The sequence below is a fragment of the Paraburkholderia graminis genome (assembly GCF_003330785.1).
Taxonomy (GTDB): domain Bacteria; phylum Pseudomonadota; class Gammaproteobacteria; order Burkholderiales; family Burkholderiaceae; genus Paraburkholderia; species Paraburkholderia graminis.
In genome coordinates, this window is record NZ_CP024934.1 from 2,040,407 (window position 1) to 2,056,010 (window position 15,604).

A 15,604-nucleotide genomic window follows, 5' to 3' on the forward strand; every position below is an offset into this window, starting at 1 on the left:
CTTACCTACCAGCCGAACTTCAGCTCCGCGCCGACATAGTCGGCATTGCGCGCGCCGAGTTCGCGCAGCGACGGTCCCACCTGAAAATGCACGGCTTCGAGCGCCGCCGCGAGATTCGCGGTGACGGCCCAGTCGGCGCGCAGTTGCGTATAGAAACCGGTCCATCGGCTGCCGCGTCCCGCCGTGCCCGGCACGACCGCCGAGCCTTGCTGATAGACCGCGTCGGCGGTCGTCTCGCGCCATTGCAGACCGACGCCCGCGAGCAGCGAGAGCTTGCTGGTCGGCTTGACGACGAGCGAGGGCTTCACGTGGATCAGGTTCGCGTAGCCGGTGTAGCCGGCGAGCGCGAAGTAATAACCGTTCGGAAACAGCGGATTGAAGGTGCCGACGCGGCCGTCGCCCGGATGGTTGTCGCCCGATGCCGCATCGACCTGGATGCCGACGCGCGGCGTCCACGGCGCGGACGCGAACGTGTAGCCGGCGAGCGAGCCGACCGCCCATGCGCCGATCGTCTTCGTGCCCACATGCCCCGACTGATACATGCCCTCGACGTCCCAGTCGACGTGACCGAGCTTGCCCGCATAGCGCGCGTCGAACACGTCGCGATGCTCGTCGCCGGTCGCGTCGAGAAAGCGCGCGTTGCTGCGGTTGTAGCGCGAGTAATACGCGGACACGTCGCCGGGACCGACGCCCTGGCGCTCCACGCGCACGCCGCTGAACGTGAGATGCCGGTTCGACACATCGTCGAAATCGCTGTTGTCGCGGTACTGGACCGGCTGCGTCGCGTAGGCGATCCAGCGCCACGGACCGGTCTCGTAGTCGGCCCAGATCGCGTCATACGCCTGGCGCACGTTCGGGCCGTCGCGCACGGAGATGAAGCGCTGCAAGTCGAACGCCATCTCCTGGCGGCCGACGCGGAACTTGATCACGCCAGGCCCGAGCGGCTCCACGATGGCGACAAACGCCTGACGCAAGTCGAGCGGATTCTTGTCCACGGGCGAGACCGTGTTCTTGCCGTAGGGATGCGCGTCCTCGAGTTGCGTGAAGATTTGCACGTGGGGACCGAGGCGCACGTCCGCATGCACTTCGAGGCGTTGCAGCAGATACGTGTCGGCATGCCCCGAGCCGAGACCGAAGAGCGGCGCGTCGTTGGTTTCGAGCCGCTCGCGCAGCACCACGCCGAGCGACACGTACGCGTCGGGATTGCCGAACAGCGGGATGTATTTCAGCGAATCGAACGGACGCTTCGGGACGCACGGATTCGCGAGCGCCGACCAGTTTTCCTGCCAGCGGTTGAACATCACGGCTGGGCGCGCGCATGACGTGCTGGTGGCGGGAGCGCTGACGAGGGCTGTGTCGTCGGCGCTGCCTAGCGCCGTGTTGGTGGCGCTCGCCGTATTCGCGGCGGTGCCCGACGCGCTCTCTGCGGCCAGAGCCGGCGTAGCCGCAGTCAGGCCCGTTGCCAGTCCCGTCGTCACGCTCGTGGCGAAAAGCCACGCACGCAGCGCGGTACGGCGCGCCGTTCGAGCACGCGCCGTCGCCTCCACCTTGCGTGAATTCGCCGCCGCCGACGTTGCGTGCATCGTCTGCGTCATCTGCATCGCGGTCGCTTTAGCGGCCATCGTGTACTTCGGCGATATATCCGCCCGGGAATTCGAGCATCGCGGTCTTGCCCGCCGCGCTGCCATTGGACGCATACGGCGCATACAGCACCTTCGCGCCGGCCGCTTGCGCGCGTTGCAGCGTCTGCGCGACATCGTCGACGGCATAGCCAGTGGTGTCGCGGCCAAACGGGAACGGCAGCTTGCCGTCGGTGACGAACACGACCATGCGGCCAAAGCCCGAAGCGATGCGAATCTCGCGGATCGTTTCGCCCGGACGGCCGATCACGCCGCCATCGGCACGCGGATTGTCGGACAGCACCTTGCCGTGCGAAAAGTGCACCCAGCGGCGCACGAAGTTGTCGGCCTCGTAGCGCGACACGTACACGCGGTTATCCGGCACGCTTTGCAGCGGCGCATAGTTGGGCGCCTTGGTGTGCCAGTAGAGCTGCATCGTCAGACCGCCCGGCCACTGGATGATCGCGTCCTTGCCGATCGGATCGTCGAAGCTGTCGACGAGCACGTCCGCGCCCGCCGCGCGCGCGGCCTTCACGGCCTGATCGATATTGGTAACGAGGTAGCCGGTGCGCTCATTGCCGAACGGATACGGCACCGGCGTTTCGAAGCCGAACACCGAGAGCATGCCCACCGGCGTCTGCACATATTGCGAAGCGGTGCGGCTCGGCGTCGGCGTGACGGTGAAGACCGCGCGCGGCGACGCCTTGCCGCCGAACGTCGCGATGAAGCTGTTGACGAACGCGTCCAGATCCGCCGAAGCGACATACACGTGGGTCGTGTCGTATTGCGGACCGACCGACACATCGGGATGACGCTCGGCAAGCGCGGTCTTCGCGCTCGCGACTTCGGGCGGACCGGCATCGGCGAAAGCGGACGTGAACGGCGTGAGGCCGGTCAGGCCGATGAGCAGCGCGGCGGACACCACCGCGAGAGGACGAAGACGCTGGAGCGAATGGAACATATGCATGACCTGATCGTGTTGGAAAAATGCGTGTGCAATGGAGCGGAGGAATGCGCTGCGATGGCGTGGAATCAACCACCCTCTTTCGCGGCGCCCGGCGCGAGCGGTTTTTGCGCGGCGCCATCCGCTGCGGGCGGCGCGCTTTGGACCGCCGCGCTCGGCGTGAAGAGTTGGCCCTTCACGACAGGGATCGCGTGTTCGCCGAGCACCATGCCGAGCAGGCCGGCGAGCGCGATCAACGGCGGTGCCGGCGACTGCACCTTGAGCAGCCAGTAGAGCAGTCCGACGCCGAAGCCGACGCCCAATGAAATGATGTAGCCCATATCAACCTCCTATCGAGGCCATGCTCAGTTCGGCCATTCCGAACCGAGCACCAGCCCGCAAAAATTCAGACGCCGGTAGTTCGGGTCCCACCGGTCCAGTACGTCGGCGTTCACCGTGCCGAACGTCGTATGCGGACGAAACTCCATGCCGCGCGCGTATTCCTCGAGAATCCGCTTCTTGAAGCCGGCTTCCCGCGGACACGCCTCGACGATTTCGTCGCGCTGCTGCGGGGCGAATTCGTCGTAGCACGCGCCGCGCACGTCCATTTGCACACCCGCGGCAAGCAACGCCGCGAGCGGCGCGAGATGCTCGGGAATGCCCGGCGTCGTATGCAGCGCGACCGCCAGCCAGACTTCGTCGATCGCACTCGCCGCGGCCTTGTGCTCGCGCATGAAGTCGCGCGCCGCGTTCGCGCTATCGACCTCGTAGCGGCACGACGATCCGCGATGCACGATATTCAGGCCCACGTTATGAAACATCGCGCCCACGTACAGCAGTTCGATGTCGAACACCAGGTTCTCGCGATAGCCGGTCAACGCGCCGAATAAAAACGCCCGCTGCGCGTGACGGAACATCAGCGCCGATTCCGTCGCGCGGACCCGCTCGGTTGCCCCGCGGGCCATCGCACTGTCCGGCATCGCGATGCCCGCTATGGTCCTGTTCATCTCATCTCCTCCACGTAGCGCATCGCGCGGGCCTCTTCATCGGGCCGTAGTCCTCGCGCGATTCCTGCGAACACGCGAAAGGCTGCCATCGGCAGGCCATCGACCGAGCCTTGAACAGCGTAACGATTGCCGCCGATAAAAGCCTTGGCGCAAACTTAAAAAGCCTGAAGCGGAAATAAGCGCAAGCGCACGTTCACACGCACACCCGCGCTCACAGCGCGAGTTCGTGAAAACGCCGCACGCCGTCGCGAATCCATTGCAGCAAACCGCCGCTGCCCGCATCGGCATTCGCGGACGGCGCGAGCAGCATCTTTTCGCTTTCGTGATGGACGGAAAGCAGCCGGCACATTTCGCGCGCCACGTCCGGCCGCCGCGCGAGGATCGGTGTCAGCGCGTCCTTGTCGAGCCGGAACACCGTGGCCCGCGTCAGTGCGCGCACGATCACGCCGGTTCTGACACCGGCGAGTATTCCGGACTGGCCGACCGAGTCGCCTGGCGCGAGCCTGCGCAACTCGACCTCGACGCCCTCTTTCGTCACGACCGCTTTCGCGACGCCGCGCGCGAGAATATGCAGCTCGTGGCCGCCCTCGTCGGCGGCGCTGTAGATGGTGTCGCCGGCGTCGAACTCGTGCGGCGTCAATTGCGCGGCAAGCTCGGCGATTTCACCGTCGTCGAGCGTCTGGAAGATCAGCACGTTGCGCAGCAGTCGCTGCTTTTCGTCGGCGGGCTCGCCTATGGGTTCGGCCACCGACAACGGCCGCAACACCACACCGCGCGATAGCAGATGCCGGTGCGCGAGGTCGTAAAGATCGTTGCGCACGCCGATCTTCTTGGTCCACGCGTCGACATAACAAACGATCTCGTACTCGATCGCGTCGTTGGTCGCGCGCTTCACGCTCACCAGCGGCTTCGGCTCGGCGAGCACTTCCGGCGAACTCGCCGCGGCGTGCATCAGCGCCTGCAATACCGTCGCGGGACGAACCGACGGCTTGACCGGCAGCACCACGCTCACGCCGTGCGTGTGCATCGGCTGATTTGCATTGACGATGTTCGTGCGTGCCGCCACGCTATTCGGAATCACGACGATGTTGCCCTGCGAGTTGAGCAGGCTCGTCGCGCGCCAGTTGCTCTCCACGACCCGGCCTTCCACTTCGCCGATGGTGATCCAGTCGCCGATGCGAAACGGCTGCGTCGCATTGAGCACGATGCCGGAGAACACGTCGTTCAGCGTGCTCTGGATCGCGAGACCCAGCACCACCGCGACCGCTCCCGAAGTGGCGAGCAGCCCGCGCACCGGCAGTTGCAGCACGAACGCAATCGCGCCGACCGCGGCCGCGAGAAACACCAGCGCGCCGAGCACGTCCTGAAAGAGACGCTCCTTGTGCCAGGTGTCGGGCAACACCATCCGGTCGAGCACGACGGTGACAAGCCGCGCGCCTTGCAGCCACCAGACGACCTCGAGAATCTGCGCGAGCAGATGGCGCACCGGTTCCGCGGACCACGGCGCCTCACGCAGCGGATTCATCCCGTGGCTAAACAGCACGTAGCTCGACAGGCCGAACATCAGCGCGCGCAACGCGAGCCGCGCCTGCTCGCTGCGCCGGCCCATGAAGCGCCACGCGAGGAAGTCGAGAACCAGAATGCCGAGCCCATAGAGCACGCCATCGGTCAGAGTCGGCATGAGGGTTCCCGCTTGCGACGATGTATTAAAGAGCCGGGCGCAACATCAAGTGCCTGGTGCGTGTGTCGCGCGTCAGAACGCGAAGCAACTGCAGCCGAGCGCGCCCCAGAAGCCGTTCGAATCGCTGACCGGCACGTTCTTGCGCCACGCCCAGCCGTGCGCATGCGCGTGCACGCCGCACAGATTCACGCAGCCGTCCACACAGGCCACCGCGGTCGGCTTATAACGGCTGTAGCCGCCGAACTCAGCGACCGGCGACCACGACGGGCTCACCGGCAGGTCGGGCGGTGCGAGCGGCGCGAACTCGTCGGCCGCATAGACGACCTTGCCGCCCACGACCGTCATCACTGATTCGAGGTACTTGATGCTGGTTTCGTCCACGCTGAAGTAGTCGTCGCTCAGCACCGCGAAGTCCGCGAAGTGGCCCGGCATCAGCGCGCCCTTGCGGTCGTCTTCGTTCGAGAACCACGCGCTGCCCACCGTGTAGCGGCGCAGTGCTTCCATGCGGTCGAGCTTGTTCGCGCTCGAATACATCGCCGTGCCGCCGACCGTCTTGCCCGACACCATCCAGTAAAGCGACACGAACGGATTGAAACTGGCGACGCGCGTCGCGTCCGTGCCCGCACCGACCGGCAGACCCGCGTCGAGCATCTGGCGGATCGGCGGCGTGTGCTTGACCGCTTCTTCGCCGTACTGCTGGATGAAGTACTCGCCCTGATACGCCATCCGATGCTGAATGGCGATGCCGCCGCCGAGCGCGCGCACCCGCTCGATGTTCTTCTGCGTGATCGTTTCGCAATGATCGAAGAACCAGCGCAGGCCGTTAAACGGAATGTCGGCGTTCACGCGCTCGAACACATTCAGGAAGCGCTCGATCGACTCGTTATACGTGGCATGCAGACGGAACGGCCAGCGGTTCGCGACCAGCAGTCTCACCACCGCCTCGAGTTCGACTTCGAGCGTGTCGGGCAAATCGGGCCGCGGCTCCAGGAAGTCTTCGAAGTCGGCTGCGGAAAACACCAGCATTTCGCCGGCGCCGTTCACGCGCAGGAAGTCGTCGCCTTCGCCGGGCTTCGTCATCTTCACCCACTTCGCAAAGTCCTCGATCTCTTTCTTCGCGTTCTGCGTGAAGAGGTTGTAGGCGATGCGCACGGTCAGTTCATTGCGCCTGGCCATCTCCATGATGACCGCGTAGTCGTCGGGATAGGCCTGATAGCCGCCGCCCGCATCGATCGCGCTCGTCACGCCGAGGCGGTTCAGTTCGCGCATGAAGTGGCGCGTCGAATTGCGCTGGTCTTCCAGCGCGAGCTTCGGACCCTTCGCGAGCGTCGCATACAGCAGCCCGGCGTTGGGCCGTGCGATCAGCATGCCGGTCGGATTGCCGCGCTTGTCGCGTTGAATCTCGCCGCCCGGCGGATTGGGCGTGTCCTTCGTGTAGCCGACCGCGCGCAGCGCCGCCGCATTCAGCAGCGCGCTGTCGTACAGATGCAGGATGAACACGGGCGTATCCGGCGCGATCGCGTTGATTTCCTCGAGCGTCGGGCCGCGCCGCTCGGCGAACTGGAATTCGTTCCAGCCGCCGACCACGCGAACCCACTGCGGGGCCGGCGTGCGCGCGACCTGCTTGCGCAGCATGTCGAGTGCATCGGCGAGCGACGGCACGCCGTCCCAACGCAACTCCATGTTGAAGTTCAGACCGCCGCGAATGATGTGCAGATGCGAATCGTTGAGACCCGGAATGACCGTGCGGCCTTTCAGATCGACATGGCGGGTGGCGTCGTTCACGTGACGCATCACGGCATCGCGCGAACCTGCGGCGATCACACGGCCGTTCGCGACGGCAAGCGAATCCGCGAACGAACGCTTGTCGTCCTGCGTCGCGATTTTGCCGTTGAAGAAAACGACTTCGGCCGGGGTGAATCCGGTTGACGGGTCCTGGGACATGACGGGCTCCAGTGGGAAAGGACAGGCAGACTGGGATGAGTGCGGGGCTCGCACTCATGGCGAGTCGAACTGGGAGGCAGTCTATCGGCGGGGTTTTGCCGGGTCCTTGTGCAAGCCCTTAATAGTTCTTAAAAGAACTGTCCGGCGAGGCGTGGCGAGAGGGTGATGCGCCTCAGAACTTTTCATCTTTTCTGCAGGACTTTTTGCAGGCGGAGTTTTTACACTGGCAGCGCGGTAAACCGAATGCTTCGACACGTTCGACCCACTGCTCACTGGCCTTTAAAAAGGAATCGCCATGAAAGACATCAAAGAGGCCGCAGCGCATCGCGCGGCGCCGCTGAAGACGCCGACCCGCCTCAGCGAAGACGCGACGCGCGACATCGCCGCCGCGTTGACCACGCTGCTCGCCGACGTGTTCGCGCTCTATCTGAAGACGAAGAACTTCCACTGGCATATGTCCGGCCCGTACTTCCGCGACTATCACCTGCTGCTCGACGAGCAGTCGGACCAGATCTACGCGACCACCGATCCGATCGCGGAGCGCGCGCGCAAGATCGGCGGAAAGACGCTGCGCTCGGCGGGACACATCACGAAGCTGCAGCGCATCGCCGATAACGACGCGGACTTCGTCACGCCCGACGACATGCTCGCCGAGTTGCGCGAGGACAACCTGGCGCTTGCCGGCTATATGCGCGAAACGCATTCGCTGTGCGACGAGTATGGCGATGTCGCGACGGCAAGCCTGCTCGAAAACTGGATCGACGAAGCCGAACAGCGCGTGTGGTTCCTGTTCGAGTCGGGACGGCATGCGTGATGAGGCGCGGCGGGCGACACGGGCTTAACGACACGAGGTTAACAACACGAGGTTAACAACACGAGGTTAACAACAATTAAGCAATCTGAAGTACGGCGACTATGCGCGCCCGTAGCATTGAAAGCGGCACACAACAACGTCACAGGTACGGAGAATAATTTGGCTAACTCATCCGCAGTTCCATCGGCCAATCGCCGCCAGTTGCTCGCAGCGGGCGCAAGCGCGGCCGTTGCCGCGTTTGCCGCGCCCGGCGCCGCGATGGCCGCGGCATCGGCCGGCGGCGCGAGCCATGCGGGCAACTCATCTCACTCACATCACGGAGAGCGACACAGCATGAACACGGTCACGACGAAAGACGGCACGCGGATTTTTTTCAAGGACTGGGGCACCGGTAAGCCCGTCGTGTTCTCGCACGGCTGGCCGCTCGACGCGGACGCCTGGGACCCGCAGATGCTGTTCCTCGTGCAGAAGGGTTATCGCGTGATCGCTCATGACCGCCGCGGCCACGGCCGTTCGGACCAGCCGTCGCACGGCAACGACATGGACACCTACGCGGACGATCTGGCGGCGGTGATCGACGCGCTCGATCTGAAGGAAGCGACGCTCGTCGGCCATTCGACGGGCGGCGGCGAAATCGCTCACTATATCGGCCGCCACGGCAGCGCGCGCGTCGCGAAGGCCGTGCTGATCGGCGCAGTGCCGCCGATCATGGTCAAGACCGAAGCGCATCCGAACGGCCTGCCGATGTCCGTGTTCGACGGCATTCGCGCGAACGTGGCGGCGAACCGCTCGCAGTTCTACAAGGACCTCGCGGTGCCCTTCTATGGTTTCAACCGGCCGAACGCGAAAGTGTCGCAAGGCCTGATCGACGAGTTCTGGCGCGAAGGCATGCTCGGCTCGATCAAAGGCCAGTATGAATGCATCAAGCAGTTCTCCGAGGTCGACTACACACCGGACCTGAAGAAGATGGACATGCCCACGCTGATCCTTCACGGCGACGACGACCAGATCGTGCCGATCGACGGCGCGGCGCGACTGTCGGCCAAGCTGGTCAAGAACGCGACGCTGAAGGTGTATGCCGGCGCGCCGCATGGCATGTGCTCGACGCACGCGGATAAGGTGAATGCCGATCTGCTGGAGTTCCTGCAGAGCTGATGCTGTTAGCTGTTAATGCCGTTAATGGCTGAGGCGCGGCGCCGCGATTGCAGCGGCGCCGCGCCTTCTTCGTGGCTGCAAAGCGCGCGTTGCCGATTAATAGATGCACTTCAAATACATGACTGTTGTCGGCGCTGAATTTTGACACGCGCTCGATTGCGGCAATACGTCTAAAGAAATCACAAAATCAATTGCCGCCGGGCGTCCGCCATCCCGCTCCTGCGCGCAAAGCCAGTCCCGGCGCGGCTCTCGCCCTTCTTATCGCGTTTCTTATCGCGCTTTTTGCCTATTGTTTGTGCATATGGCGAATGAGCCGCCATCCCCAATTCGCCGGAAAACCCGGCATAATGACAATTCACTTACATTTAATTATTTCCGAGTAAATTAACGGCATGCAGTCGGGCGCTGCGACGAACAGGGGTAACGACCATGCTCAACGATAGGCTTGCATCCGCCGCTTCTTCCACTGGGGCTTCTTCCACCGCTTCTTCCACCGTTTCTTCCACAGGGTCTGCCACCGCGGCTCGCGAGGATTCGCTCGGCTGTCTGTCGAGCCGCTTGCAGCATGACCGCGAACTCGATACCGGCGAGTTCAGGTTCTATCGCAAATGCACGCTCGGCAGCGACACGAACCCGGTCGTCATGGACGGCTCGGGCCGCGGCTTTCTGATCGGCGTATCGCTGAGAACGGGACATCGGCGGCGCATCCGCTCGCAGCATCGATGGACCACGCATGAGTTCGAGCGCGACTCGGTGTACGTGCGCGATCTCGCCGACGACTATCGCGCCGAACTGCTGGGCGGCTTCGACTTCGTGCTGATCGAACTGTCGCGCGCGTTCGTCAGCGACACCTGCCATGAACGCGGCCGCGGCCTCGCACGCATCGCGACCGTCGCGGGACACAAGGACCCGGTGCTCGGCCATCTCGCCCAGGTGCTCGCGCTCACACTCGACGCACAGAACAACGCGAGCCCGCTTTTCGTCGAACAACTCGGCGTGACCATCGGCACGCATCTGCTCGATCGATATGGCGAGCCCGCGCGTGGAACGGGTCAGGCGAGCCGCCGTCTTTCACCCTTGCAGGAAGCGCGCGCGAAGGAGATGCTGCTCGCCAGATCGCAGGGCAATGTTTCTATTGAAGAGATCGCGGGCGCGTGCAATCTGTCGCGCAGTTATTTTATTCGCGCGTTTCGCGAGACCACGCAGCGCACGCCGCATCAATGGCTGCTCGAGCGGCGCGTCGACCAGGCGCGCGAACTTCTGAAACGATCGGACCGTTCGCTGTCCGACATCGCCATGGCTTGTGGGTTTTCGGATCAGAGCCATTTCACGCGCACATTCTCGCAACTGGTCGGCACGCCCCCTGGACATTGGCGTCGGCAGGCTGGGCGTTAAGGCGCGTCAGGCGCCGCACGCAACGCCCCGCCGGCATGACGGCCGCCTGCGCTCGCCATCGCGAGACTTTCCTACAAAGCATCGCACTAACCGACAAGACGCCGAGGCGCGGACGCGGTAATTTCTGCCCTACCGCCTGCACGTTTTTCCCTCAGCCCGTTGTCCGGAAATTGAAAACGACATGATTGAACTAGGCCGCTTTCAAATCGATCTGGAACTGCGCACCTTATGGTGTGACAGCGAACGTGTGCCGCTCGGCTCGCGCGCCTTCGACATTCTCGCGATGGTCGTCAAGGCCGGCGGCCGCCTCGTCACCAAGGACGAGCTGATGGACGCCGTGTGGCCGAACACCATCGTCGAGGAAAACAATATCCAGGTTCATCTGTCCGCGTTGCGCAAGATACTCGGCGCCGACCGCGACCTGATCCTGACCGTGCCTGGCCGCGGCTATCAGCTCGTGCAGCGGCACCGTGCGGCGAGCATCGCGGCGCTTTCGCCAGAGGCACAATGCGCGCCGGTCGGACGCCCGCTTCCGCCGTTACGCATGCAACTGGTCGGGCGCGAAGCGGACGTCATCCAGATCCGCTCGATGCTGGCCCACACGCGCGTGCTGACGCTCGTCGGCGCGGGCGGCATCGGCAAGACGAGTCTCGCCGTCGAAGCCGCGCGCCAGGCCGCGGCAGATGTCACTGAGCCCTTCACGGAGCCCGTCTGGTTGGTCGAACTCGCGACGCTCGGCACACGCGACGAAGTGCTCGCCGCCATCGCGCAAGCTTGCGGACTGCCGGTCGAACACGCCACGCCGGGCCTCGCGCAAATCGCGTCGGCGCTGGACGGACGCCGTCTGCTCGTGCTTGACAATGCGGAGCACGTGATCGAGCACGTCGCCGAAGCCGTCGAAGTATTGGCCGCCGTCAACGCGGATCTGCGCATGCTCGTAACGAGCCGCGAGCCGCTGCGGATCATGGCGGAAGCGGTGTTTCGCGTCGAGCCGCTCGACGTGCCGCAGCCCGGCAGCGCCGATGCAGACATCCTGCGGCGCTCCGCCGTCAATCTGTTTCTGCTGCGCGCCAACTCGATGCAGCGCGAGGTGGCCACGGACAGCGCCGAACTGCGGCTCGTCGGCGAAATCTGCCGGCGGCTCGACGGCATTCCGCTCGCGCTCGAACTGGCGGCCGCGCGCGTCGTGACGCTCGGCGTGGTCGGCGTGTATCAACGGCTCGACGATCGCCTCGCGATACTCGCGGGCGGCTATCGCACTGCGTTGCCGCGTCACCAGACCTTGCGCGCGACCTTCGACTGGAGCTTCGCGCTGCTCGACGCGAAGTCGCAGGCACTGTTCAGGCGAAGCGCCGTGTTCGGCGGCGTGTTCAGCTTCGAAGCGATGTGCGCGGTCGCATGCGATGCGTCGCTGACGGTCGCCGATGCGATCATCGCGATCAGCGAACTGCTCGCGAAGTCGCTCGTGAATGTGGAGTTCGACGGGCCGGTCGCGCGCTACCGGTTGTCGGAATCGACCCGCGCATACGCGCTCGACAAGCTGCAAGCCGAAGGCGAGCGCCAGGAACTCGCGGTGCGCCACGCGCGCTATCTGTCGCAGTGCTTCATCACGCACACCGCGCAAACCGTGCGCGGCAACGCGGACAGCGCCGCCGCACTCGCCGCCGCACTCAAACACACGCTCGACGACGCGCGCCATGCGTACGACTGGGCGTTCTCGCCCGACGGCGACGTGCAACTCGGCGTCGAGTTGGCATCGACGCTGTCGGCTGCGCTGCTCGACGGCGGCATGATCGCGGAATGCTGCGAACGCGCGACGCGCGCCGTCGACACGCTCGACGCGCTGCCCGCCGCAAGCATCGATGCGCGCGACGAAATGCGCGTGCGCGCGGCGTTGGCCTCGGCGTTGCCGCATGTGCGCGGCTCGGTCTCGAAAGCCGAGCAATTGTGGCGCAAGGTCTATGCGCTCGCAACGGAACGCGCCGACGACGCGTACCACGCACGCGCGCTGTGGGGCCTGTGGACCACGATGATTTCAAGCGGCAACATCCACGCATCGGCGGAATTCGCGGTGCGCTTGCGGCAGCTCGCGCAGCAACGCGAGAACGCCTGGCAGGAAACGTTAGCCGATCAGATCGCCGCCATTTCGCAGCATTGCCTCGGCCGCCATGCGGAGGCCAAGGCCGAACTGCTTCGCACGAGAAACCGCTTCGCCGAGCTCGAATACAGCGGACAGCGCGACAACACGATTGCCGTCGATCCACTCGTCTACTGCAATGGCACGCTCGCGCGCATTGCATGGCTCGAGGGACATTGCGGCGAGGCGATGCGGCTCGTCGACACGCTCGTCGGTCTCGTGCGGCCTGACATCATGGAGCCGTCGCTCACGCACACGCTCGGCGCTTCGGCCGCGCCGCTCTCGCTGATGTGCGGCGACCTCGGCCGCGCCGCCGTGTATCTGGACATCATGCGCTCGCAAGTGGCGCTGCATGGGCTCGACGTGTGGCGCGACTACTGCAACTGTTTGTCCGCGCATCGCGACATTCTCGACGGTCAACTGCAACGAGGCGTCGCATTGCTGGAGCGTTCGCTCGACGCGCTGATCGCGCGCGGCTTTCGCCGGCTCATCACGCTGTTCATCGCGGCCTATGCGGAGGCGCTGGTTGCAGCAGGACGAATCGACGAAGCGGTACGCCGGCTCAACGACACGTTGCAGTTCTGCGAGAACAACGGCGAGATGATGTTCGTCCCTGAACTGTGGCGCGTGCTCGGTATCGCCGCGCGCGCACGACGCCGATCCGCCGACGCCGAAGCGCATTTCACCACGGCCATACAAATGGCCCGCAGGCAAGGCGCGACAATGTGGGAGCTGCGCGCGTCGCTGTCGCTGGCCGCGCTGTGGCGTGAAGAATCTCACGACGCGGAGCGCGATTCGCAAGCGCTGCACATGCTCGAGCGCCTCGCGCTGTGTTTCGATGCGCCGTCGAATGCCGCCGATGTGCGTGCGCTGTTCGACACGCTCAGCACGATGGGTGGAGCGGAACGCACGGTGAGCACTGCGTCGCCGATGCTGACAAGTCCGGCACCGCTGGATGATCGTCGCAAAGCCGCGCGCAAACCGAACGCGAGCCTCGCGCGCGTCGATTAGATTGGCGTCGCGCAAGCCCCGAGCGCGGATTTATTACGCCATCCGAACTATTCTTTTTTTCCATCCGCGTCTTCGCCATCTGCCGTCGCCACGTCCGCATTCTTCGCCGTCAGCACCGCCGGCATCGACGGATTCTCCGGCTGCGTATAACGCTCCTGCACGGCGGCCTTGATGCGCGCGAGGCTCGCGGCTGCATCTAGCGAAGCGTCCTGCTCGATCTGCCGCGCTTGCGCCGCGAGATCCGGATCGCCGATTTCCTTTTCGAACCAGCGCGAATAATCGCCGCGCTCGCGATGATACTGCCAGGTGCCCGCATCGACGCCCTCGGCGATTTCGACGAACAGCACGAGGTTATGCGCGCGCAGGTTCAATGCGTTCTGCGGCCCGCGGAAATAGAAACTGCGCTCGGGAATCAGCAGCCCTTCCGCGTATTTGCGCCGATGCCTGAGGCGATGCTTGCTGCCCGGCTCGAGCCGGATCACGCCTTCGGGCTCGGGCTCATCGAGCCGCCATAACAACGCCTGCCCTGTTTCGAGCTGCGTTTCCTGAAGCTGCGGCACGGGGCGGCCGGTGGCATTCGCGAGTTCCTGCACCGCTTTGCCGGCGCTCGGACCCATTGCGAGTATCAGGTTCACCTGACGCAGGAACGCGCCGTCCAGTTGCTGCGGAGAAACGGTGATCGCGAGCGCGGTCTCGAGCGCCTGCGGAATCGCCTGGTTCGCGCCGGCCCAGCCGGCCGGAAACAGATGATGCGCCTCGTCGAATACGAGCCAGTGCGGCCGTCCGGTTCGCAGACGCAACTGCTGCACTTCGAGCAGCAGCGACGCGCAGAACGCGGGCCGCTCGGGCAACGGCACACGCAGCAGATTGACCGCCACCGCCGGACGCGGAGGCCGCAACAGCAACTGCACGACTTCATCGATGACCGGCGCGGTGTGCGCGTCGCCGATCACGATCGTATCCTCGTCGTTCTGATAGTCGCCTTCCGGATCGATGATGCACAACTGCTGATGCATGCCCGCGAGGCGTTCGAGCAGACCCGCGCACGCGGTCGACTTGCCGCATCCCGATTCGCCGGCGAGCAGCGCGACCGTGCCGTGCGCCGGGCAGTAACGGTCCGCGGGTTCGCGCGTGTCGTGTGCATCGCGTGCATCGCGTGCATGTCCGATCAGCACGCGGCTCTTCGGCGCGGCGCACGCGCGTTCGCGCAGGTCGTCCTTTACGATCGCGTCGACCAGTTCCGCGACGCCCGCGCCAGCCGCCTGGCTCGTGACCATGTCGGCGTGCTGCTTCAACGCCGGCAGCGCATTCGCCACCGCCACCGAGAAACCGCATGCGTCGAGCAGCGCGTGATCGTTTTCCGCGTCGCCGACGCCCGCGACGTTGAAGGCCGACAACGCGAGTTCGTCGAGCGCCTCATGCAAGCCGGTTGCTTTCGATATGCCCGGCGACACGATCATCACCGCGTCGCCGTTGAAGATGATCTGCAAGCCGAGGCCGAGATCGCGAATCGCCGCGAGCGCGATCTGTTCCGCGGGCTTCATCATCGCGACGAGCGTTTCGCTCACGCTGAAATGGCGCAGGCCGCGGCTTCGCAATTCGTCGACGAAAGCCGGCGGCGGCGGTGGAGCGAGCAGGCGCCGCGCGCCCGTCGACGGCGTGTACAGCACGCCGCCGTTTTCCGCGACGACTCGCGAAAACAGATCGAGCCGCGGACAGATCGCGAGCAGATCGTCCATCTCGCGGCCGCTCACGAGGATCGCCTGGCGGCCCGACGCGCGCAGGCGTTCGAGCGCGGCCCACGTCGCGTCGGCAACGCGTCCGTCGGATGCAAGGGTGTTGTCGTAGTCGGTCGCAATGGCAAAAAATCGCATGGAAAGTGCTCCGTGATCGCGTGT

General features: G+C 64.9%; 11 protein-coding genes. 4 read left to right on the forward strand and 7 right to left on the reverse strand.

Annotated elements, in window-relative coordinates:
• Positions 1-5 precede the first annotated feature (5 nt).
• From CUJ91_RS09085 to CUJ91_RS09110, 6 genes are all read right to left on the reverse strand, one after another.
• Entirely contained in the window at positions 6-1,622 is a 1,617-nt protein-coding gene (locus tag CUJ91_RS09085; protein ID WP_244230927.1) for an alginate export family protein, read from the reverse strand.
• The gene (locus CUJ91_RS09090; RefSeq protein WP_114156706.1) at positions 1,612-2,580 is read right to left on the reverse strand and encodes a VOC family protein; all 969 of its coding nucleotides are present in this window, start codon (positions 2,578-2,580) and stop codon (positions 1,612-1,614) included. Before CUJ91_RS09090 ends, CUJ91_RS09085 begins: the two co-directional genes overlap by 11 nt.
• A gap of 71 nt (positions 2,581-2,651) precedes the next feature.
• Complete coding sequence (locus tag CUJ91_RS09095) at positions 2,652-2,903, reverse strand: DUF1427 family protein (protein WP_006049057.1); 252 nt, start codon at positions 2,901-2,903, stop codon at positions 2,652-2,654.
• Between the two features lie 24 nt (positions 2,904-2,927).
• Entirely contained in the window at positions 2,928-3,569 is a 642-nt protein-coding gene (locus tag CUJ91_RS09100) for a phosphohydrolase (protein ID WP_114156144.1), read from the reverse strand.
• Between the two features lie 211 nt (positions 3,570-3,780).
• Positions 3,781-5,250, reverse strand: coding sequence for a mechanosensitive ion channel family protein (locus CUJ91_RS09105; RefSeq protein WP_114156145.1), 1,470 nt, complete (start codon positions 5,248-5,250; stop codon positions 3,781-3,783).
• A gap of 72 nt (positions 5,251-5,322) precedes the next feature.
• A complete protein-coding gene (locus CUJ91_RS09110) occupies positions 5,323-7,194 on the reverse strand; it encodes an amidohydrolase (protein WP_006049060.1) in 1,872 nt (623 codons plus the stop codon).
• 295 nt (positions 7,195-7,489) lie between these two features.
• Here CUJ91_RS09110 and CUJ91_RS09115 point away from each other — a divergent pair, with 295 nt between their 5' ends.
• The 4 genes from CUJ91_RS09115 to CUJ91_RS09130 all read left to right on the forward strand — a co-directional run bounded on the left by CUJ91_RS09115 (position 7,490) and on the right by CUJ91_RS09130 (position 13,706).
• On the forward strand, positions 7,490-8,008 hold the full coding sequence (locus CUJ91_RS09115; RefSeq protein WP_006049061.1) for a Dps family protein: 519 nt from the start codon (positions 7,490-7,492) through the stop codon (positions 8,006-8,008).
• Positions 8,009-8,341: 333 nt separating this feature from the next.
• Positions 8,342-9,163, forward strand: coding sequence for an alpha/beta fold hydrolase (locus CUJ91_RS09120; RefSeq protein WP_029968505.1), 822 nt, complete (start codon positions 8,342-8,344; stop codon positions 9,161-9,163).
• A gap of 429 nt (positions 9,164-9,592) precedes the next feature.
• Positions 9,593-10,558: a helix-turn-helix transcriptional regulator gene (locus tag CUJ91_RS09125; RefSeq protein WP_114156146.1), complete on the forward strand. Its 966-nt coding sequence runs from the start codon at positions 9,593-9,595 to the stop codon at positions 10,556-10,558.
• Positions 10,559-10,739: 181 nt separating this feature from the next.
• The gene (locus CUJ91_RS09130) at positions 10,740-13,706 is read left to right on the forward strand and encodes an ATP-binding protein (protein ID WP_114156147.1); all 2,967 of its coding nucleotides are present in this window, start codon (positions 10,740-10,742) and stop codon (positions 13,704-13,706) included.
• A 47-nt stretch (positions 13,707-13,753) separates the two neighbouring features.
• Here the strand turns inward: CUJ91_RS09130 and CUJ91_RS09135 are convergent, their stop codons facing one another.
• Positions 13,754-15,580 (reverse strand): HAD hydrolase family protein, encoded by a 1,827-nt coding sequence (locus CUJ91_RS09135; protein WP_114156148.1) that lies wholly within the window; start codon positions 15,578-15,580, stop codon positions 13,754-13,756.
• Positions 15,581-15,604: the final 24 nt, after the last annotated feature.